General features: G+C 67.7%; 18 protein-coding genes. 7 read left to right on the plus strand and 11 right to left on the minus strand.

Going from position 1 to position 21,558, the window contains the following annotated elements; genetic code table 11:
* Positions 1-206: 206 nt before the first annotated feature.
* From FB600_RS31675 to purN, 3 genes are read right to left on the minus strand one after another with little or no spacing between them, the layout of a single operon-like run.
* Complete coding sequence (locus FB600_RS31675) at positions 207-1,556, minus strand: mechanosensitive ion channel family protein (protein WP_098153669.1); 1,350 nt, start codon at positions 1,554-1,556, stop codon at positions 207-209.
* Between the two features lie 14 nt (positions 1,557-1,570).
* Positions 1,571-3,010, minus strand: a complete 1,440-nt coding sequence (locus FB600_RS31680) for an RsmB/NOP family class I SAM-dependent RNA methyltransferase (RefSeq protein ID WP_145757967.1) — start codon at positions 3,008-3,010, stop codon at positions 1,571-1,573.
* Positions 3,007-3,666, minus strand: a complete 660-nt coding sequence (gene purN, locus FB600_RS31685; RefSeq protein WP_096750326.1) for a phosphoribosylglycinamide formyltransferase — start codon at positions 3,664-3,666, stop codon at positions 3,007-3,009. Before purN ends, FB600_RS31680 begins: the two co-directional genes overlap by 4 nt.
* Before the next feature lie 154 nt (positions 3,667-3,820).
* On the opposite strand from purN, the gene FB600_RS31690 reads away from it, so the two are divergent.
* The 5 genes from FB600_RS31690 to dut all read left to right on the plus strand — a co-directional run bounded on the left by FB600_RS31690 (position 3,821) and on the right by dut (position 10,096).
* Positions 3,821-4,816, plus strand: coding sequence for a bifunctional riboflavin kinase/FAD synthetase (locus tag FB600_RS31690; protein WP_308416487.1), 996 nt, complete (start codon positions 3,821-3,823; stop codon positions 4,814-4,816).
* Between the two features lie 96 nt (positions 4,817-4,912).
* On the plus strand, positions 4,913-7,750 hold the full coding sequence (gene ileS, locus FB600_RS31695; protein ID WP_145757966.1) for an isoleucine--tRNA ligase: 2,838 nt from the start codon (positions 4,913-4,915) through the stop codon (positions 7,748-7,750).
* A gap of 2 nt (positions 7,751-7,752) precedes the next feature.
* Positions 7,753-8,253, plus strand: a complete 501-nt coding sequence (gene lspA, locus FB600_RS31700) for a signal peptidase II (RefSeq protein ID WP_013699140.1) — start codon at positions 7,753-7,755, stop codon at positions 8,251-8,253.
* A gap of 104 nt (positions 8,254-8,357) precedes the next feature.
* Positions 8,358-9,569 carry a bifunctional phosphopantothenoylcysteine decarboxylase/phosphopantothenate--cysteine ligase CoaBC gene (coaBC, locus tag FB600_RS31705; RefSeq protein ID WP_013699141.1) on the plus strand — a complete coding sequence of 404 codons (1,212 nt, stop codon included), beginning with the start codon at positions 8,358-8,360 and terminating at the stop codon, positions 9,567-9,569.
* An 80-nt stretch (positions 9,570-9,649) separates the two neighbouring features.
* Complete coding sequence (dut, locus tag FB600_RS31710) at positions 9,650-10,096, plus strand: dUTP diphosphatase (RefSeq protein ID WP_046577359.1); 447 nt, start codon at positions 9,650-9,652, stop codon at positions 10,094-10,096.
* A 113-nt stretch (positions 10,097-10,209) separates the two neighbouring features.
* Here dut and clpA read toward each other — a convergent pair whose 3' ends face one another.
* Both clpA and clpS read right to left on the minus strand, forming a co-directional pair.
* Positions 10,210-12,507 (minus strand): ATP-dependent Clp protease ATP-binding subunit ClpA, encoded by a 2,298-nt coding sequence (clpA, locus tag FB600_RS31715; RefSeq protein ID WP_025098176.1) that lies wholly within the window; start codon positions 12,505-12,507, stop codon positions 10,210-10,212.
* Positions 12,504-12,818 (minus strand): ATP-dependent Clp protease adapter ClpS, encoded by a 315-nt coding sequence (clpS, locus tag FB600_RS31720; RefSeq protein WP_013699144.1) that lies wholly within the window; start codon positions 12,816-12,818, stop codon positions 12,504-12,506. The genes clpA and clpS overlap by 4 nt, the downstream gene beginning before the upstream one ends.
* Positions 12,819-13,349: 531 nt before the next feature.
* Here clpS and FB600_RS31725 point away from each other — a divergent pair.
* Positions 13,350-13,553, plus strand: coding sequence for a cold-shock protein (locus FB600_RS31725; protein WP_004196460.1), 204 nt, complete (start codon positions 13,350-13,352; stop codon positions 13,551-13,553).
* Between the two features lie 137 nt (positions 13,554-13,690).
* Here FB600_RS31725 and FB600_RS31730 read toward each other — a convergent pair whose 3' ends face one another.
* The 6 genes from FB600_RS31730 to FB600_RS31755 all read right to left on the minus strand — a co-directional run bounded on the left by FB600_RS31730 (position 13,691) and on the right by FB600_RS31755 (position 20,510).
* Complete coding sequence (locus tag FB600_RS31730; RefSeq protein ID WP_098153666.1) at positions 13,691-15,283, minus strand: multicopper oxidase family protein; 1,593 nt, start codon at positions 15,281-15,283, stop codon at positions 13,691-13,693.
* Positions 15,284-15,443: 160 nt separating this feature from the next.
* The gene (locus tag FB600_RS31735) at positions 15,444-15,809 is read right to left on the minus strand and encodes a response regulator (RefSeq protein ID WP_013699147.1); all 366 of its coding nucleotides are present in this window, start codon (positions 15,807-15,809) and stop codon (positions 15,444-15,446) included.
* Positions 15,810-15,829: 20 nt separating this feature from the next.
* Positions 15,830-16,795: a chemotaxis protein CheX gene (locus tag FB600_RS31740; RefSeq protein WP_036038478.1), complete on the minus strand. Its 966-nt coding sequence runs from the start codon at positions 16,793-16,795 to the stop codon at positions 15,830-15,832.
* Positions 16,796-16,835: 40 nt separating this feature from the next.
* Positions 16,836-17,363 (minus strand): hypothetical protein, encoded by a 528-nt coding sequence (locus FB600_RS31745; RefSeq protein ID WP_096750323.1) that lies wholly within the window; start codon positions 17,361-17,363, stop codon positions 16,836-16,838.
* On the minus strand, positions 17,360-18,094 hold the full coding sequence (locus FB600_RS31750) for a methyl-accepting chemotaxis protein (RefSeq protein WP_098154735.1): 735 nt from the start codon (positions 18,092-18,094) through the stop codon (positions 17,360-17,362). Before FB600_RS31750 ends, FB600_RS31745 begins: the two co-directional genes overlap by 4 nt.
* A 13-nt stretch (positions 18,095-18,107) precedes the next feature.
* Complete coding sequence (locus tag FB600_RS31755) at positions 18,108-20,510, minus strand: ATP-binding protein (RefSeq protein ID WP_013699151.1); 2,403 nt, start codon at positions 20,508-20,510, stop codon at positions 18,108-18,110.
* Positions 20,511-21,165: 655 nt separating this feature from the next.
* Here FB600_RS31755 and FB600_RS31760 point away from each other — a divergent pair.
* The gene (locus FB600_RS31760) at positions 21,166-21,393 is read left to right on the plus strand and encodes a hypothetical protein (protein WP_013699152.1); all 228 of its coding nucleotides are present in this window, start codon (positions 21,166-21,168) and stop codon (positions 21,391-21,393) included.
* Positions 21,394-21,558 lie beyond the last annotated feature (165 nt).

Here is a 21,558-nt window from a genome sequence, read left to right on the forward strand (position 1 = left end):
ATTCAGAGACGGCGCCGGTCAGGACCGCGCGCCGACGTCATAAAAATGAAAGCATACCGTGTGTAGACGAAATTTTACTGTATCCGTTCCGGGCAACTGTCAAAAATGAATGATTGTTGCTACGACGCAAGGGGCTTCCGGTCCAGCGCCGGACTAGCCCGGCGAAGCGGTCCATTCGCGGCCCGACAAACGGAAAAAGGGTCGTTTCAAGCACCCGGCACCGGGTCCGATCGTGCCCCATTCGCCCCGATTCCGGCGCTCGCCGCCGGGCCCTGCCCGACGATGCGCAGCTCGCGCTGCGGCAGCGGCACCGATATGCCGTGCTCGCCGAACAGCCGCCACAGCTTGCGATTCACCGCCGAGCGCACGCCCGAGGTGCCGCGCGCGGCATCGGCGATCCAGAAGCCCAGCTCGAGCTCGATGCCGTCGGTGCCGAAACCCACCAGGTAGGGCGCCGGCGCCGGGTCCTCGAGCACCCGCTCGACATCCCTCGCCGCCTCGGCCAGCAACGCCAGCGCCGCCTCCACGTCGCTGCTGTAGGCGATGCGCACCGCCACCTTGGCGTAGCCGCGAGTCTGGAACGAGGACTGGTTCTGCACCACGTCGGTGATCAGCTTCTCGTTCGGGATCAGCTTCTCGTAGCCATCCAGCCCGCGCACCACCGTGTAGCGGGTGCGGATCTGGGTGACGATGCCCTGCAGGCCGCCCACGTCGATCGCGTCGCCGAGCCTGAGCGAGCGGTCGAGCAGGATGATGAAGCCCGACACGTAGTTGCTGGCGATTTTCTGCAGGCCAAAACCGAGCCCCACGCCGAGCGCGCCGCCGAACACGCCGAGCACGGTCACGTCGATGCCGACCAGCGAGAGCCCGATCAGCACCGCCGCCACCACCAGCAGCGCGCGACCGACCCGCGACAGCACCACCTTGAGGTTGGCGTCGAGCGTCGCGGCACGCGACAGGCGGTCCTCCAGCAGCGAGCCGAGCCACATCGCCACCACCAGGGTGACGCAGATCCACAAGCAGCCCGACAGCAGCGAGAGCAGGCTCAGGTGAGCGCTGCCGACATGGAAGCGCACGCCGTCGAGCCAATCGACCACGTCGCGCTGGATGCCGAGCACGGTGAGCACCATCGCCACCCACACCAGCACCGAGACCAGCTTCTCGATGATCGACAGCCAGGCGTGAGTATCGCCGTCACGGGCGAAGGCGCGGCGCGCGACCGAGAACAGCAGGTAGATCAGCGCGATGCCGAAGAGGGGCACCAGCGCGAGCTGCAGCAGCGAGGTGGAGAAGAAGCGCTCGCCGACCTCCTGCGCGACCAGCAGCAACACGCCGCCGGCCAGCGGGAACAGCGCCCGGTCGAGGCTGCTCGCGCCGGTACCGGGGGCGCGGCCGGCGGCACGCCGGCGCGCCTCGATGCGCGAACGCAGCCAGCGCGCCAGCAGCCAGGCCAGCGCGAGCGTGCCGGCCAGCACCGCGAGCTGCCAGATCATCACCGGCTGGCCGAAGTCGCGCGCGACGCCGGCCAGCCGTTTCGACAGCAGCGGATCCTGCATGGCGCCGCCCGCGATCAGCTCGCCTCGTCGGCCGCTTCCGCGCCCGCGGCGTCGGCCTTGGCTTCGACGGCCTTGGCTTCGACGGCCTTGGCTTCGTCGGCCTTGGCTTCGTCGGCTTCGGCTTCGTCGGCTTCGGCCGCGTCGGCGGGGGCCGCCGCCTCGGCGCCGGCCTTGGCGGCAGCCGGCTTGGCCGGCTTCGTGCGCCGCTCCAGCACGGCCGCGAAGAAACCGTCGGTGGCATGGCGATGCGGCCACAGCGACAGGTAATCGCCGGTATCGAGCGCGATGCGCTGCTCGGCCAGCACCTTGTTGGCCGGCACCAGCACGAAGTCGGGATGCGCGGCGAGGAACTGCACGACGATCGCCTCGTTCTCCGCCTCCAGCACGCTGCAGGTCGCGTAGACCAGGCGGCCGCCCGGCTTCACCAGGCGCGCGGCGCTGGCGAGGATCGAGCCCTGCTTGGGCGCGAGTTCCTCGATCGAGTCGCGCGTCTGGCGCCACTTGAGGTCGGGATTGCGGCGCAGCGTGCCCAGGCCGCTGCAGGGCGCGTCGACCAGCACGCGGTCGATCTTGCCGGCCAGGCGCTTGATCTTGGCGTCGTGCTCGCTGTCGATCAGCACCGGGTTGACGTTGGACAGCCCGCTGCGCGCCAGGCGCGGCTTGAGCTTGGCCAGGCGCTTCTCGGACACGTCGAAGGCATAGAGGCGCCCGGTCGAGCGCATCGCCGCGCCCAGCGCCAGGGTCTTGCCGCCCGCGCCGGCGCAGAAGTCGACCACCATCTCGCCGCGGCGCGGCGCCATCAGCGAGCAGAGCAGCTGGCTGCCCTCGTCCTGCACCTCGATCAGGCCGTCCTGGAAGATCGACAGCTTGGTCAGGGCCGGCTTGCCGATCACGCGCACGCCGTTCGGCGCGAACGGGGTCTCGCCGGCCTCGATGCCGGAGGCCTTGAGCGCGTCGAGCACCTGGTCGCGAGTGGCCTTCTGCACGTTCACGCGCAGGTCCAGCGGCGCCGGGTAGTTGACCGCGGCCGCGAACTGCGCGAGCCCGTCGGCATCGAAGCGCTGCGACAGCGCCTGGTGGATCCAGTCGGGCAGGTTGGTGCGCACGCGCAGCGGCAGGCTGGCCGGGTCGATCTTGGCGACGTGGTCGAGCCAGGACCATTCGGCCTCCGACACATGGGGCTTGAGCGCCGAGCGACCCGCCGTCTGCATCAGCCCCAGCAGGGTCAGGCGGCGCGCCGGCGTGCCGGTGCCGCTCTCGGCCAGGTGCGCGTATTCCATCTTCCGGCGCAGCACCGCGAACACCGCCTCGGCGATCACGCCGCGCTCGGCATGGCCGAGCTTGGGATGCGCGCGGAAGAACCGGCTCGTGGTCGCGTCGGCCGGGCCCGCGAATTTCAGTACGTCGCCGAGCAGCGTCTCGGTCTGGCCAATCAGAAAACCATGCAGCTTCATACACCCTCACCCTGTTTGTTGTTGTCATCCGCGACCAGCCAGCGGCAGGTGCCGTCGGCCAGCACCGCGCGCCCCGCCTCGAGCCGCAATTGCCCCTCGACGAACCAGCGCACCGCGCGCGGATAGAGCACATGCTCGGCCCCGAGCACGCGCGCGGCCAGCGTCTCGGGCGTGTCGCCCTCGCGCACCGGCACCGCCGCCTGCGCGACGATCGCGCCGCTGTCGAGCTCCGGAATCACGAAATGCACGGTGGCGCCGTGCAGGGCCACGCCGGCGGCCAGCGCCGCCTCGTGCGTGCGCATGCCCTTGAAACTGGGCAGCAGCGAGGGATGGACGTTTAGCATCCGGCCCTCGAAACGCGACACGAAGCCGGGCGTGAGGATCCGCATGAAGCCGGCCAGCACCACCAGGTCGGGCGCGAAACGCTCGATCTCGGCGGCCAGCGCGGCGTCGAAGGCCTCGCGGCCGTCGTGCTCGCGATGGTCGACGACGGCCGTCGCGATCCCGCGCTCGGCCGCGAACGACAAACCGGCCGCCTCGGGCCGGTTCGCGATCACGGCGGCCACGCGGGCCGGCCAGGCGTCGCGCGCGCAGGCGTCGACGATGGCCTCCATGTTGCTGCCGCGGCCTGAAATCAGGATGACAAGATTTTTCATCCGCGGATTTTAGCATTCGGGACCACCGTTTCCCGGCCGCCGAGCCGCCCATCGCCCCGAACCGTTTATAATCTTGTGCTTTGCGGCATCCGCCCGCCCCGTTTGTGCCGTATTTCGGTTCCCTAGTCTTCATCGAGCCCGCTGCCAACCCGCTATCGTGAAAGTCTTTCGCGGCCTGCCCAACGCCGAGAGCCGCGCCCCGTGCGCGCTGACGATCGGTAATTTCGACGGTGTCCACCGTGGCCATCAGGCCCTGCTCGCGCGCGTGCGCGCGGCCGCGGACGCGCGCGGGCTGCCGGTCTGCGTGATGACCTTCGAGCCGCACCCGCGCGAGTTCTTCAATCCGGCCGGCGCCCCGCCCCGGATCGCGATGCTGCGCGACAAGCTCGAGGCGCTGCGCGAGAACGGCGTGGACCGGGTGGTGGTCGAGCACTTCAACCATACCTTCGCCAACCAGGCGCCCGAGGCCTTCGTCGAGCAGACCCTGGTCAACGGCCTGCACACGCGCTGGATGATCGTGGGCGACGATTTCTGCTACGGCGCCAGGCGCGCCGGCAATTTCGCCTCGCTGCAGGAAGCCGGGGCGCGCCACGGCTTCGACGTCGAGCAGATGGCCACGCTGGCCGCGCCCAACGGCGCGCGTATTTCGAGCTCGGGCGTGCGCGCCTCGCTGGCCGCGGGCGATCTCGACGCGGCCAAGCAGGCGCTCGGCCACGGCTACGCGATCAGCGGCCACGTCGCGCACGGGCTCAAGCTCGGCCGCGACCTCGGCTTCCCCACCCTGAACCTGTCGATCGCGCACAAGCGCCCGGCCCTGTCGGGCATCTTCGTGGTGCTGGTGCACGGCCTGGGCGAGAAGCCGCTGCCGGCGGTGGCCAGCCTCGGCGTGCGGCCCACCGTGGTGGACGCGGGCCGCGTGCTGCTCGAGGTGCACATCCTCGACTGGCATGGCGACGCCTACGGCAAGCTGGTTCGCGTCGAGTTCCTCAAGAAGCTGCGCGACGAGGCCAAGTTCATCGACCTTGAGACGCTGACCCGCGCGATCGCGCAGGACGTGGTCGACACGCGCGCCTATTTCGCCGCGCACGGCGTGCCGCCCGGCGGCCGCGCCACCGGCTTCGCCACCTCGGCGACCGACCGAATTAGCTGACCCGTCCGGGCGCGCCAGGCGCCCGCCGCGCCGTCACGGCGCCCGTCCCCCGATCACGACGCGCGAGCGTCCCCGAACGAGATAGCGATTCCCGACATGAGCAACAAGAAAGCCGATTCCAAACCGCAGGCCAAGTATCCGGTCAACCTGCTCGACACGCCGTTCCCGATGCGCGGCGACCTGCCCAAGCGCGAGCCCCAGTGGGTGCAGGACTGGGAGGACCGCGGCATCTACGAGAAGATCCGCGCGGCCAGCGCCGGCCGCCCGAAGTTCATCCTGCACGACGGCCCGCCCTACGCGAACGGCGACATCCACCTCGGCCACGCGGTCAACAAGATCCTCAAGGACATCGTCGTCAAGTCGCGCAACATGGCCGGCTTCGACGCGCCCTACGTGCCGGGCTGGGACTGCCACGGCATGCCGATCGAGATCCAGATCGAGAAGCAGTTCGGCAAGTCGCTGCCGGCCGCGGAGGTGCAGAAGAAGGCGCGCGCCTACGCCACCGAGCAGATCGAGAAGCAGAAGGTCGGCTTCAAGCGGCTGGGCGTGCTCGGCGACTGGAAGAACCCGTACAAGACGATGAACTTCCAGAACGAGGCGGAGGAGTTGCGCGCGCTCGGCAAGATCATCGAGAAGGGTTTCGTCTATCGCGGCCTGAAGCCGGTCAACTGGTGCTTCGACTGCGGCTCGGCGCTGGCCGAGGCCGAGGTCGAGTACAAGGACCGCACCGATCCGACCATCGACGTGATGTTCCCGTTCGCCGAACCGGAGCGCACCGCCCAGGCCTTCGGCCTGCCGGCGCTGCCGCGCGCCGACGGCGGCATCGTGATCTGGACCACCACGCCCTGGACGATCCCCGCCAACCAGGCGCTCAACGCGCACCCGGAAATCGTCTACGCGCTGGTCGACACCCCGCGCGGCCTGCTGATCCTCGCCGAGGAACGCGTGGCCGCCTGCCTGGAAGCCTTCAAGCTGAGCGGCAAGGTGATCGCCACCGCGCCCGGCGCGAAGCTCTCGGGCCTGCGCTTCCACCACCCGCTGGCCGGCTCGCATCCGGGCTACCAGCGCAGCTCGCCGGTCTACCTCGGCGACTACGTCACCACCGACACCGGCACCGGCATCGTCCACTCCTCGCCCGCCTACGGCGTGGAGGACTTCGTCTCCTGCAAGGCGCACGGCATGAGCGACGCCGACATCATCAACCCGGTGATGGGCGACGGCCGCTACATCGAATCGCTGCCGCTGTTCGGCGGCCTGCCGATCTGGGACGCGAACCCGAAGGTGGTCGAGGCGCTGCAAGCCGCCGGCACGCTGCTGCGCAGCGAGAAGTACACCCACAGCTACATGCACTGCTGGCGCCACAAGTCGCCGATCATCTACCGCGCGACCTCGCAATGGTTCGCCGGCATGGACACCCAGCCCAACGACGGCGGCCGCACGCTGCGCGAAGTCGCGCTGCAGGGCGTCGAGGACACCGCCTTCTACCCCGCCTGGGGCAAGCAGCGCCTGTACAGCATGATCGCGAACCGGCCGGATTGGACGCTGTCGCGCCAGCGCCAGTGGGGCGTGCCGATGGCCTTCTTCGTCCACAAGGAAACCGGCGAGCTGCATCCGCGCACGCTGGAGCTGCTCGAGGAAGTGGCCAAGCGCGTCGAGGCCGGCGGCATCGAGGCCTGGCAGACGCTGGAAGCACGCGAGCTGCTCGGCGACGAGGCCAACCTCTACGAGAAGAACCGCGACACGCTCGACGTCTGGTTCGACTCGGGCACCACGCACTGGCACGTGCTGCGCGGCTCGCACAAGGACGCGCTGCAGTTCCCGGCCGACCTCTACCTGGAAGGCTCGGACCAGCATCGCGGCTGGTTCCACTCCTCGCTGCTGACCGCCTCGATGATCGATGGCCGCGCGCCCTACAAGGGCCTGCTCACGCACGGTTTCACGGTCGACGGCGAAGGCCGCAAGATGAGCAAGTCGCTCGGCAACGGCATCGACCCGCATGAGGTCTCGAACCGCCTGGGCGCGGAAATCGTGCGCCTGTGGATCGCCTCGACCGATTACTCGGGCGAACTGGCGATCTCCGAGGAAATCCTCAAGCGCGTCACCGAGGGCTATCGCCGGATCCGCAACACGCTGCGCTTCCTGCTCGCCAACCTGTCGGACTTCGACTACGCGAAGGACGCGCTGCCGGCCGCCGAATGGCTCGAGATCGACCGCTACGCGATCGCCTTCTCGGCCCAGTTGCAGGCCGAGCTGCTCGCGCACTACGAAAAGTACGAGTTCCACCCGATCGTGGCGAAGCTGCAGACCTACTGCTCGGAGGATCTCGGCGGCTTCTACCTCGACGTGCTGAAGGACCGGCTGTACACCAGCGCGCCCGCCTCGCCGGCGCGCCGCTCGGCGCAGACCGCGCTCTACCACGTCACGCAGGGCCTGCTGCGGGTGCTCGCGCCCTTCCTCTCGTTCACCGCCGAGGAAGCCTGGAAGGTGTTCCAGCCGGCCAGCGAGACGATCTTCACGGAAACCTACTACGCTTATCCCGAGATCGACGGCGCGGCCGCCCTGCTCGACAAGTGGACGCTGCTGCGCGCGGTGCGCGCGGACGTGACCAAGGCGCTGGAGGAAGCGCGCAGCGCGAACCGGATCGGCTCCTCGCTGCAGGCCGAGGTCGAGATCCGCGCGAGCGGCGCGCGCCACGCGGCGCTCGCGAGCCTCGGCGAGGACCTCAAGTTCGTGCTGATCACCTCGGCGGCCACCGTCACCGAGGTGGCCTCGGAAGCCGACGAAGCGGTCGAGGTGGCCGCCTCGACCTACCAGAAGTGCGAGCGGTGCTGGCACTACCGCGCCGACGTGGGCGCGCACGCGGAGCACCCGACACTGTGCGGCCGCTGCTTTTCCAACCTCTTTGAAAACGGCGAAACCCGGAGCGCTGCATAACCATGGCGAAAACCCTGTCGAAATCCACTGGCGGCGCGCTCGCGCCGTGGCTGGGCATTTCGCTGATCGTGATCCTGTTCGACCAGCTCTCGAAGATCGCGGTGCTGAAGACCTTCAGCTACGGCGCGATGCATGCGCTGACCGGCTTCTTCAACCTGGTGCTGGTCTACAACCGCGGCGCGGCCTTCGGCTTCCTGTCGGCCGCCAGCGGCTGGCAGCGCTGGGCCTTCACGGCGCTGGGCATCGGCGCGACCCTGGTGATCTGCTACCTGCTCAAGCGCCACGGCCACCAGCGTCTGTTCAGCCTGTCGCTGGCGCTGATCCTGGGCGGCGCGCTCGGCAACGTGATCGACCGGCTGATGTACGGCCACGTGATCGACTTCCTCGATTTCCACGTCGGCGGCTGGCACTGGCCCGCCTTCAATCTGGCCGATTCGGCGATCACCATCGGCGCGATCCTGCTGATCTACGACGAGCTGCGCCGCGTGCGCGGCACGCGCTGAAGCCAAGCCGGCCGCCGCCGGCGCGCGAGCGTCGGCAGGCGCCGCGCGGTAAATTACGGGGCCGGGCCTTGGGGCGCCGGCCCGTTTCATTCGCGGAGGTCCAGTTGGAACACCAGGAACTCGCAGGAAAGCACCTCGTCGTCGGCCTGACGGGCGGCATCGCCTGCTACAAGATCGCCGAGCTCACACGCCTGCTGACCAAGGCCGGCGCGAGCGTGCAGATCGTCATGACCGAGGCGGCCGCCCAGTTCATCACGCCGGTGACCATGCAGGCGCTGTCGGGGCGGCCGGTCTACACCAGCCAGTGGGATGCGCGCGTCGACAACAACATGGCGCATATCGACCTGTCGCGCGAAGCCGACGCGATCCTGATCGCGCCGGCCTCGACCGACTTCATCGCCAAGCTCGCCCACGGTTTCGCCGACGACCTGCTCTCGACGCTGTGCATCGCACGCGACTGCCCGCTGCTGGTGGTGCCGGCGATGAATCGCCAGATGTGGCAGAACCCGGCCACCCAGCGCAACGCCGCGCAGCTGCGCGCGGACGGCATCTCGGTGCTGGGCCCCGATTCGGGCGCGCAGGCCTGCGGCGAGGTCGGCGACGGCCGCATGCTGGAGCCGGCGGCCATCTACGAGGCGATCGTCTCGCACTTCCGGCCCAAGCTGCTGGCCCACAAGCGCGTGCTGATCACCGCCGGGCCGACCTTCGAGCCGCTCGATCCGGTGCGCGGCCTGACCAACCTGTCCAGCGGCAAGATGGGTTTCGCGCTGGCGCGCGCGGCCCAGCAGGCCGGCGCCGAGGTGCATCTGGTGGCGGGGCCGGTCCACCTGGCCACGCCCTGGGGCGTCTATCGCCAGGACGTGCAGACCGCCCAGCAGATGCACGACGCGGTGATGCATGCGGTGCCCGACGCGGACCTGTTCATCGCGGTGGCCGCGGTGGCCGACTGGCGTGTCGCGCAGCCGGCCGCGCACAAGATCAAGAAGACCGCCGATCGCAAGATGCCGGTACTGGAGTTCGTCGAGAACCCGGACATCCTGGCCAGCGTGGCCGCCCTGCCCGACGCGCCCTACTGCGTCGGTTTCGCGGCCGAGAGCGGCGACCTCGAGGTGCATGGCGAGGAGAAGCGCCGCCGCAAGCAGGTGCCGCTCCTGATCGGCAACCTCGGCCCCTTGACCTTCGGCCTCGACGACAACGAGGTGGTGCTGTTCGAGGCCGCCGGTACCACGCGCCTGCCGCGTGCGGCCAAAGCCACGCTCGCGCACACGCTGATCGAGGAGATCGCGAAACGCCTGCCCGATACGCGCCTGATCTGACGCAATCCCCTGCCGGGCGCCCGCGCGCGAAGCGGGCCGCCCGGCGCTTCCTTCCAGACTTCTTGCCAGCGACCTGCCGGATGAAACTCGACCTGAAGATCCTCGACGCGCGCATGCGCGACTACCTGCCGAACTACGCCACGCCGGGCAGCGCGGGCCTCGACCTGCGCGCCTGCCTGGACGCGCCGATCACGCTGAAGCCGGGCGACACCGCCCTGGTGCCGACGGGCCTGGCGATCCACGTGGCCGACCCCGGCTACGCGGCGCTGATCCTGCCGCGCTCGGGCCTCGGCCACAAGCACGGCATCGTGCTCGGCAACCTGGTCGGCCTGATCGATTCCGACTACCAGGGCCAGCTGATGGTCTCGACCTGGAACCGCGGGCAGGGCGAATTCGTGCTGAATCCGTTCGAGCGCCTGGCCCAGTTGGTGATCGTGCCGGTGGTGCAGGCCAGCTTCAACATCGTCGAGGATTTCGCGCAGAGCGAGCGCGGCGAGGGGGGTTTCGGCAGCACCGGCCGCCAGTAAGCCGGTCGCCGTTCGTCGCCCGACAAGGCAGGGAACGGCAGCACAAAAGAAAACGGCGCGGGATTCGCATCCCGCGCCGTTTGTTCATGGCGCCGTGGCTAAAGCTTCGCGCCTCACTCCACTTCGACTGTTTCCTCGCTCGGCTTCGGCGGTTCGGCCGAATTGTCGAAGGACAGCTGCACGGTGTTGTTCTCGTCGACGTCGACCGTCACGCGGCCGCCGTTGACGAGCTTGCCGAACAGCAGTTCGTCGGCCAGCGCGCGACGAATCGTATCTTGGATCAGGCGCTGCATCGGGCGCGCGCCCATCAGCGGATCGAAGCCGTTCTTCGACAGGTACTTGCGCAGCGCGTCGGTGAACAGCGCATCGACCTTCTTCTCGTGGAGCTGGTCCTCGAGCTGGATCAGGAACTTGTCGACCACGCGCATGATGATTTCCTCATCGAGCGAGCGGAAGCTGATCGTCGCGTCCAGGCGGTTGCGGAACTCCGGCGTGAAGAAGCGCTTGATCTCCGACATCTCGTCACCGACCTCGCGACGCGTGGTGAAGCCGATGGTGCCCTTCTGCATCGACTCGGCGCCCGCGTTGGTCGTCATGATGATGATGACGTTGCGGAAATCCGCCTTGCGGCCGTTGTTGTCGGTCAGCGTGCCGTGGTCCATCACCTGCAGCAGCACGTTGAAGATGTCCGGATGCGCCTTCTCGATTTCGTCGAGCAGCAGCACGCAATGCGGCTTCTTGGTGACGGCCTCGGTCAGCAGGCCGCCCTGGTCGAAACCGACATAACCGGGCGGCGCGCCGATCAGGCGGCTGACCGCGTGACGCTCCATGTACTCGGACATGTCGAAGCGGATCAGCTCGATGCCGAGTGTGAACGCGAGTTGCCGCGCCACCTCGGTCTTGCCGACGCCGGTCGGGCCCGAAAACAGGAAGGCGCCGATCGGCTTGTCGAGCTTGCCGAGGCCGGCACGCGCCATCTTGATGGCGGCGGCCAGCGCGTCGATCGCCGGGTCCTGGCCGAACACCACGCTCTTCAGGTCGCGATCGAGCGTCTGCAGCTTGCTGCGATCGTCCTGCGACACGCTTTGCGGCGGGACGCGCGCGATCTTCGAGATGATTTCCTCGATCTCGGACTTGCCGATGGTCTTCTTCTGCTTCGACTTCGGCAGGATCCGCTGCGCCGCGCCCGCTTCGTCGATCACGTCGATCGCCTTGTCCGGCAGGTGACGATCGGTGATGAAGCGTGCCGACAATTCGGCGGCGGCCGACAGCGCGCCCGACGAATACTTCACGCCGTGATGCTCTTCGAAGCGCGACTTGAGCCCGCGCAGGATCGCCACCGTCTGCTCGACCGAAGGCTCGTTGACGTCGACCTTCTGGAAGCGCCGCGACAACGCCGCGTCCTTCTCGAAGATGCCGCGATATTCGGTGAAGGTGGTCGCGCCGATGCACTTCAGGTTGCCCGAGGACAGCGCCGGCTTGAGCAGGTTCGACGCATCGAGCGTGCCGCCCGAAGCCGCGCCCGCGCCGATCAGCGTGTGGATCTCGTCGATGAAGAGGATCGCGTGCGGACGTTCCTTCAATTCCTTGAGCACCGTCTTCAGGCGTTGCTCGAAATCGCCGCGATACTTGGTACCCGCCAGCAGCGCGCCCATGTCGAGCGAGAACACCTGGGCGTTGGCCAGGATGTCCGGCACCTCGCCGCGCGTGATGCGCCAGGCCAGGCCCTCTGCGATCGCGGTCTTGCCGACCCCGGCCTCGCCGACCAGCAGCGGATTGTTCTTGCGACGGCGGCAAAGCACCTGCACCACGCGCTCGACCTCGGTCTCGCGACCGATCAGCGGATCGATGCGACCGTCCTTGGCCATCTGGTTCAGGTTCTGCGTGAACTGCGCGAGCGGGGTTTCCTTCTGCGCGTTCGCGTCTTCCGATTCGGGTGCGCCGTCGCCGGCCTTGGCCGCATCCGCGCTGCCCGTCTTCGCGATGCCGTGGGAAATGAAGTTCACCACGTCCAGGCGCGTAACGCCCTGCTGCTGCAGGTAGTAGACCGCATGCGAATCCTTCTCGCCGAAGATCGCCACGAGCACGTTCGCGCCCGTCACTTCCTTCTTGCCGTTCGAGGTGGATTGCACGTGCATGATCGCGCGCTGGATCACGCGCTGGAAACCGAGCGTCGGCTGGGTGTCGACGTCCTCGGTGCCCGGCACCGTGGGTGTGTTGTCGTGGATGAAGTTGCGCAGGTTCTGGCGCAGGTCCTCGATATTGGCCGCGCAGGCGCGCAGCACTTCGGCCGCGGTCGGGTTGTCGAGCAGCGCCAGCAACAGGTGTTCGACTGTAATGAACTCGTGCCGCGCCTGGCGCGCTTCCATGAACGCCATGTGCAGGCTGACTTCCAATTCCTGGGCAATCATGCTTCCTCCATCACGCACTGCAGCGGATGCCCTGCCTGCCGCGCATGGGTAACGACTTGCTCAACTTTGGTCGACGCGATGTCCCGCGTATAGACCCCACATACCCCCCGCCCCTCGCGATGGACCTTGAGCATGATCTGCGTCGCGGTCTCGCGATCCTTCTTGAAGTACTCCTGCACCACCATGACGACGAATTCCATCGGGGTGAAATCGTCGTTCAGCAGCACCACCTTGTACATCGAAGGCGGCTTCAGCTTCTGCTCGCTGCGTTCCAGGACGGTGTTGTCCTGCTTGTCCGGGATAATCGCCATACACCCATTCTAAACAACTCGGACAGGCCCGCAATCCTGTCATAAACCAGCCTTGCGGCCGGCACCGTTTAGCCCGCATGCTCACAGACTCGCGCCACTTGCACGCCGCGAAAATCGGCTCGCGGCGCCGACTTCCGAAGGTGTCCGCAACCCGGCAGGCAGCCCGGTGTCGCGACGCGTGGATCGAGTATCCCATATTCCCGCCAAGCTCGAAGGCCTGACGCCCGAGCATGCTATATGGGCCGATTATGGGGCTTTTCAAGCAGCCTCGCTTGGCACCCGTATGACAGTGGAAAGCGGGATAAACCCTGAAAATGGGTTCTTTACAACGGCCCCCAAACCACCGACAAATTCCCCTTGACACTCAAATAAAGAGCGCCAACAATCAAGCTGGCACTTTTTTCAATCTGTCTTTTTTGACGACGGAGAATGGGCCGAGGTGAGCTTGTGAGGGGGGAACGGCTGCATTTGCCGGTCGTTTAGCTTTTCGAGCGTGCTCGTGGTAACGACTGAGTGACAGGGGAAGTAGGTATGGCAACTGGTATTGTCAAATGGTTCAATGACGCGAAGGGCTTCGGCTTCATCACGCCCGACGAAGGCGGCGAAGATCTGTTTGCACATTTCTCGGCTATCAACATGCAGGGTTTCAAGACCCTGAAGGAAGGCCAGAAGGTGAGCTTCGAGGTCGTCCAAGGCCCGAAGGGCAAGCAGGCTTCGAACATCCAGGCAGCCTGAGCGCATTGGATTCTCGATAAAAAACCCGGCTCCGAGCCGGGTTTTTTTTGCGCCTTTGCCGGCGTCTTTTTCGTGCATTGTCCTGCGCGCTTTCCGTCGGCCTCGCCCGAGACCGACGGTCTCTTCTAGTCGCGCGATCACACCACCTTCAGCGTGCCCATCATGCCGAGGTCCTCGTGCTCGAGGATATGGCAGTGGAACATGCGTTCGCCTGCCTCGTGCTGGACCGTCGCGATCCGCACCGTCTCGCCCTTCCTCACGTTCACGGTATCGCGCCACGCGCGGTAAGGCTCCGCCGTGCGCCGGCCGCGATACTCGCGCTCGATCACCTGGAATTGCGTGCCATGCAGATGAAACGGGTGATCCATGTCCGTATTGTTCGCAATACTCCACAATTCGACGTCACCGCGTCGGCTGGTGAGCGTGGCGCGATGCGGCGACCAGCTCTGCCCGTTCACCATGAAGCGCATGCCGGCGGGGCGCGACCCCGGCTTCGAGGCCATCATCGCATTCATGTCCATCGCTTCGCCGAACGTGACGGTCTTGCGCGCAACCGGCGCGCCCAGCGGCGGCACCGGGCGCAGCGTGGCCGGCACCGCGCGGGCCGCGGCCGGCGAGAACGCCACCTCGGCCAGCGGCAGCGGCGGGTCCGCCGGCAGCGAGGGTTCGTCGTCCTCGGACATGGCCATCGCCATCTTGCTGCGATCGTAAGTCCCTGCCCGCAGCATGGCCTTTGCGGCCCGATCGCCGGCGCGCACCAGCAATTCGGCGCGCTCGCCCGGCGCGAGCAGCAGGGCGCTCACGCTGCGCGAGCGCTCCAGCAGGCCGCCGTCGGTGCCGACCTGCTCGAAGGCGCGGCCGTCGTCGAAGGACAGGTTCAGGTAGCGGGCGCTGCTGGCGTTCCAGACGCGCCAGCGTTCGTCCTGCGCGACATCGATGCGCGGCAGGCGCGCGCCGTTGACCAGCGCGAACTGCCCTTCGCGGCCGTTCATCCAGTCCATCATGTCGTTCGGCGGGATCGTGCCGTCCGAGGCCAGCTTGAGGTCGGAGATGAACAGTTGCCGCTCGGGCCAGCCGGCCAGCGGATCGTCGGCCGCGCGCACCACGATCGGGCCGGCCAGGCCGCGGAACACCTGCTCGGCCGTCATGTCGTGAGGATGCGGGTGATACCAGTAGGTGCCGGCGCAGCCTTTCGGTAGCGTAAAGCGGTAGATGCGCGATGCGCCCGGCTCGATCAGCGCGAGCGGGTTGCCGTCCTGGTCGGGCGGCACCGGCAGGCCGTGCCAGTGCATGGTGGTCGGTTGCGGCAGGCGGTTGACGACGCGGATTTCCACCTGGTCGCCCTCGCGCAACTCGATCAGCGGGCCGGCGACCGAACCCTGCGCGGCATCGCCATACAGCCACATCGGCGTGGGCGCGGCGCCCGGCAGCAATTGGCGCGCCACCGGCTGGGCGACCAGCGTGGCGCTGAAACGGCCCGGCGTGTCGCTCTGGTTGGCGAGCACGCGCAGAGGAGCGAGCGGCGCGCCGCCGGGCAGCGCGTCGGCGGCCGCCAGTTCCATGTCGGGCGCGGCTTCGGAAGCCGGCGCGTCGTGCATGCCGGCCATGCCCTTCATGTCGTCCATGCCCGCCATGCCGTGCATCGCGTGCGACTGAGCGAACGCGGCGCGGGCGAAGGCCAGCGTGGCTGCCGCGCCTAGCGCGCGGCGCAGGAATTGCCTGCGTATCATCGATCGAATCCCGAGTCAGCGAAGCGATGACGATACACCAGACGCGCGCCGCGCAAGCAGCGCCATCGCAAACGCGAAACCTCGCGGATGCAAGCCGCGATCCCGCTCGCGCTCGCGCTCGCGCGCAGCCTGCCGCTCACGCGGCGGCCCCGACGTCGCCTCAGCTCGCCAGCTTGCGGAAGGTCTCGAGCACCGCCTCGCCGCGGAACGGCTTGACGATCCAGCCGCGCACGCCGGCGGCCTTGCCGCGTTCCTTCATGGCCGGGCTGCTCTCGGTGGTCAGCATCACCACGTTGACGGCCGCGTTGCCGAGCTCGCCGCGGATCTTCTCGACCATCGTCAGGCCGTCCATGTTCGGCATGTTGACGTCGCTGACCACCAGCTTGATGCCCGGGCTGCCTTTCAGTTTCGTCAGGCCGTCCTTGCCGTCGACGGCCGTCTCGACCTCCAGCCCGTTCTTGCGCAGAAAGCCCGCGACCTCGTCGCGCACCGTGCTCGAATCGTCCACCACCAGAATCTTTGCCATGTCTGTTTTCCGTTTGTCACTCAAAACCAGTCAAGTTCGCCCGCCTCGACCATCTCGCCGACCGCCTGCGCGCTGTCGTCGAACGATTCCGGCGACCATTGCAGGCTGAACACGAAGCGCTGATGGAGGGTCACGGTGCGGCCCGACGCATCGTCGGTCACCCGATACTTGAAGCAGAGCTGCGGGTTCTCGGACCCGAAGGAGATGTACTTCTGCTTGTGATTGACGAGCAGCGGCACCTGCACCGTGCTGCTCGCCGGCATGCCGTTGCTGCTGCCGAGGAAGCGGTCCTTGAAGGCGCCCCAGACCAGGTTGGTCAACTCGCCGAGCACGCCGTTGAGGTCGCGGAAATCGGGCGCGCGCTCGTCCGGGTGCATCGCCGCGACGAAGTCCAGCATCGGCTGCTCGTCGGCCTGCAGCATCATGTAGCCGCGGCACCAGGCGCTCTCCAGCGCGATCAGGCTGAACACCTCGCCGTAGATGATCTGGTCGCGCACGATGCAGGGCGTCTCGCACTCGATGCTCATGCCGCGGAACATGGTGCCCAGGCGTGCCTCGGTGATCTCCTCGATGCCGCGCACCAGCGCGTTCGGATAGGCCAGGCTGAACAGGTACTCGTCCACCGCGCGGCGCAGCGGCTCGAGGTCGGGCAGCGCGTAGCTGGCGCAGGCCACGCGGCGCAGCGCGTCCGGCAGGCTGGCCTCGTCGCTGCCATCGGCGCGGCGCACGATGATCGGCAGCTCGGGGCGCAGCGCGTCGATCTGCGCGGCCACCGCGGCGGCCTCGTCGGCCGAGCCGCCATAGTCGGCCGCCAGCAGCACCGCGCCGAGGTCGATGTTCGAGCGCAGCACCTTCAGCAGGCGGTTGCGGCGCGCCTTGAGCCCGACCAGGTGGTGCTCGTCGCAGAACTGCCGGATCGCATCGAGATGCGTGTCGCTGTCGTCGAGCATCAGCACCTTGCTGACGGGCGTATCGTGGGTCGTCATGGCTTCTCCTGCCGCGAGTTCGTTCGCGGTGGTTCGTCGTTCAAAACAGTTCGAGCTCGCCCGCGCCCGCGTCGACATCGAGCATGTCGGCGACGAAATCGATCGGCGCGTTGGCGCACACGCACAGCGTCGCGCCGAGCTTCACGCTCTCGCCGAGGCTCAGGTCGTAGGCGGCCAGGTGATCGGGTTTCAGTTCGTCCAGGTGCGCGGCGCTCGCGCCGTTCAGCCGGTAGGGCGTGGACATGCCGAGATCGGGAAAATGCTCGACCAGCGCCTGGTTGATCGCGCCGCAGCAGAGGTTGGCCACCTCCAGGATCGCCTCGCGCAGGCTGCGCTGGGCGGCGGCGCCGACGTAGTGGGCGCGCGTCGCGTCGTCGTCGCGGTAGTGCAGCAACAGCAGCAGCCGGAAGCTCAGCGAGGAGATCGTCAGCACCACCGCCTCCACCCCGCGCCCGGCATCGGGCGCCTCGCGCGGCACGATCTGGCAGGCGCCGTCGCCGGCCAGCCGCGCGCGCGCCGCGCCGAAGAAGATCCGCTCGAAGCTCTCGATCGCATTCGATCCGATCACGCGGCGCTCCGTTCGAGCTGGCCGCGCAACTGGGTGGCGAGCGCGTCGACATTGCCGAGCGAGGCGGTGATCATCTTGCCGCCGGCCTGGATGTCCTGGAAGGTCGCGGTGGTCACCAGGTCGTTGCGGTTCAGGCTGTCCTGGTAGCTCTTCGACAGCTCCTGCGAGCGCGAGGCCAGCGAGCGCACCTCGCTGGCGACGATCGAGAAGCCGCGCCCGGCGGTGCCCGCGCGCGCCGCCTCGATCGAGGCGTTCAGCGAGACGATCAGCACGTGCGCGACGATCGAGGACAGCTCGCGGTTCTTCGCGTGCATGTCCTGGTTCTGCGTCATCAACGAGATCATCTGCTCGTGCCAGCGCTCGAAGGTGCCGGCCAGCCCGCGCAGGCGCGCCGCCTCGGCGGCGATCCGCGCAGCCAGGGCGGCGGCGGCATCGCGCTCCTGCACGGCCGCGGCCAGCGCCGCGCGCAGCTCGGCGATCTGCGCGCAGGCGTCCTCGATGGTCTCGGCGAGCGCCTGCTCGCGCGCCGCCGCGGCGTCCTCGGCCTGCTGGCCGCGCCGCGTCCAATCGGCTTGCAGCGAGGCGAGATGCGCCTGCGCGGCCTCACGCTCGGCCAGGCCGCGCCGCAGCTCGTCGCGCGCGCCGGCCAGGCGCAGGCGCAGCACCACGGCCGCCGCGATCGCCGCCACCGCGACGATCGCGAACACGGCCACCAGAACTTCTGCTTGCATCATCAAGACCCCGTCACGCCCGATCGATTGCCCGGTCCGCGTCGCGCACCGGCGCTTCGCCGCCCTCGACCACGATGCCGACGCTGTCGACCGCGAAGCGGTCCGGCAGGCTGACGATGGTCTGGAAGCGGCGATAGGCGGCGCCCTGGCGATCGTCGGTGAAGCGCAGCGCGATGCTGCCGCCGGCGCGCACCACGAAGCTGCGCACCGCGTCCATGCCCACGCCGCGGCCCGACACGTCGGTGACGGTGCTGGCGGTCGAGAAGCCGGGGCGGAAGATCAGCGCGGCCACCGCCTCGTCGTTGCCGGCCACGGCCGGATCGTCGAGCCAGCCGCGCTCGGCGGCGATGCCGCGGATGCGCTCCAGCGCCAGGCCGCGGCCGTCGTCGCTGACGGTGATCTGCAGCATGCCAGCGTCGACGCCGACCTCGATGTCGATGGTGCCCGCCTCGGCCTTGCCGATCTCTCGACGCGCCTCGACCGGCTCGATGCCGTGGTCCAGCGCATTGCGCAACAGGTGCATGAAGACGTCCTTCAACACGCCCGCCGCCTCGCTGCGCACGCGGTAGCCGTTGTCGTCGATGCGCACCAGCGGTTCGGCACGACCCAGGTCGCGCGCCAGCGCCGGCAGCGAATCGGTCACGCCGGCGATCATCTCGCCCAGCGTCTCGGTGCCCAGCAGGCGCAGCGTGTCGCGTACCGAATCGCGCATGCTCAGCCAATCGTGCGGATCGGAAGGATCGGCCGCCTCGAGCAGGCGCAGGCTCTCGTGGATGCGGCGGCGCTCCACCACCAGGTAGCGATCCGGCTCGACCGCGGCGCCCGGGCCACCCGGGCCGCGACGGCCGAGGCTCACGCTGTTGATGGTCGCGTAGTGGTCGAGCGCCTCGCGCACGCGCGCCAGGTCGGTCATCAGCTCGTGCTGGTCCCAGGCGCGCGCGGCCTCGGCGCTGCGCAACTCGTCATAGACCTGCTCGGCCTCGTGGACGATGTTGGTCAGGTGCTGCAGGCTGTAGGTCCGCGCATTGCCCTTGATGGTGTGCATGTTGCGGAACAGCTCGGCCAGCGCGGAGCTGTCGGCGCGCTCGTGCTGGCGGATGATGCGTTCGTTCTCGTGCAGGAAGCCGGTGGCGCTCTCGACGAAATCGTGGAACTTGTCCTGGCTGACCGCCAGGATCTCGCCGATCATCTCCAGGCGGCGGCGCTGCTCGTTGGCCTGCGCCGACAGCGCGCGCAGCTCGGTGACGTCGCGCACGCAGAGCATCAGGCGCACGATGGTGCCGGTCTCGTCGGTGATCGCAGACCAGGACAGGTCCAGGCGCTTCTCGCTGCCATTCGGCATGCGCTTGCCGATCTCGTTGACCAGCAGGTGCTGGTTGAACTCGAAGTTGATGCCGTCCTCGCCGAGACAGGAGTCGATCGCCGCGTCGATCTGCGCGCGGCCGTCCGAGCCGATGTCGGAATCGGCGAACACCAGCTCCATCACCGGGCGGCCGGCGATATCGCCGGTCTCGAAGATGCGTTCGAGGAAGGCCGAGTATTCGCGATGCACGGTGCCGCCGGGCACGATGGTCAGGATGCCCTGCTGCATGTTCTGCAGCATCGCCTGGATGTCGGCGGTGCGCTGCTTGAGCTGGGCGGCGTTGCGCTGGATCGTCTCGATCATGCCGTTGAAGGCGACGATCGAGCGGCCGATCTCGTCCATCCGGCCCACCGGCACGCGGCGCGTGAAGTCCTGGCTCGCGGCGATCTCGCTCATCATCTCCTGCATGCGGCCGAGCGGGCGCACGATCTGGCGATAGAGCATCAGGCCGACGGCGATCAGCACGATGATCACCACGCCGGCCACCGCCGAAATCGTCATGGTGGTGGTGGCGAGCATGCCGTTGAGCGTCGAGATCGCCTCGTCCTTCTGGCGGTTCTTCTCGATGCGCAGCGTCTCGATGATGCCCTCCAGCTCGTCGCGATACTGGGCGACGTTGGCGAACAGGTTGGCCTGGGCCAGCTCGGCCTTGCCGTCGGCCTTCATCCTGGCGGTGTCGTGGATCGCGTCGAAGTAGTTCTTGAGGCTCTCGCGGGCCTGATCGACCAGCCCGGCCTGGGCGTGGCTGGCCGCCGAGCGGCCCTGCGCGTCGAGCGCGGTGTTCAGCGACGCTTCCTTGGCGTCGAGTTCGGCGCGCGCCTGCGAGGCCATGGCGGCGTCGGGCGCGTAGATGAGCGTCATCGTCGCGATCTGGACGTCCTTGACGTCGGCGACGAGATCAGACGATGCGAGCGCGCTGGGCACCACGCCCTGCGTCACCTGACGAACGCTCGCCGCGCTGCGTTGCGCCTGATAAACGGCGTAGCCGCCGATCGCCGCCAGCGCGACGAACATCAGCGCGACAAGCAACGTAATGCGATGTCGGATGGTCATGTGAATCCCCGTAGCAGCCATGTGTTTTGTGTCGGCCCGCCCGTCCGCTCGAACTGTCGGACGAATCGGCGGGCGGGCGCATTATGGCGGCCGCGATATGACCGAACGATGACCCTCCGGAATTCGGTATCGAAATGGACAATTTCCACGTGACATCCCGGAGGAAGCCTAAAGATCGTCGAAACGATGCCGTTAACCTCCGGCCGGATCGCATTTTCGGGCTGCTTTCCGGGATCGTCCGCAGCCTGCTCGGGCTCGGCTCCCGCGGGTCCATTTCTCCTCTCGTTTCACCCTTCCTCTGCCCCGTTCGCCCGCGCTTCCCGCCCCGGTTTTTCGTGTCGGCCATCCCGTCGTCGCCCTGAATCCCGAAAATTTCACGATACGGAACGTTGCCGCGTGTCGTAAAAAATCGTGGTGCGGGGCACAAATCGGCGTTTTCGCAATGCCGCACAACGTTGCGCATCGCGAAATATATTTTTCAAGATATTGTTTTTATTGATTTATTTTTGTTTGGAACGAGGCCTCTACGGGCTCGATCCGGATTCGGCGCGCACGTAGACTGGTTTCCATGGATCGACGGTTTCGCAGGCAGACAGCGCCACCCACGATGACCGTCACACACCGGATTTTTTTTGACTAGCAGGCGGAGGATGAAATGAAAGGATTTCGCTACGGATCGGACCAGGGATCGTTCTATATCCTGCCGGGCAACGACGGCTGGGAAGCCACTTTCGGCAACGACTCGCTCGGTGAATTCCAGAGCCCCGAGCACGCGGTCGACTACCTGGCGCGCGGCGTGAACTGCCCGACGCTCGAGGAAGTCGATACGTCCACGCTCGATATCCCGGGCCAGCTCGACGACTGGGAAATCGTCCACGTGTAAACGGCAGCGGGAGGCCCGCGCAGCGATGCGCGGGCCTCCCGCTTCGCCCGGTCGACAGCCGGCATCCCGGCTATCGACACAAGCCGCGGCGCGCAAGGTGAACCCCACCTCGCGCGCCGTGTTTCGTCCGGCGCCGGTTGTCGCACTCGCATGCGATCGATCGGC

It is taken from the genome of Burkholderia sp. SJZ089 (genome assembly GCF_007828315.1).
GTDB lineage: Bacteria > Pseudomonadota > Gammaproteobacteria > Burkholderiales > Burkholderiaceae > Burkholderia > Burkholderia gladioli.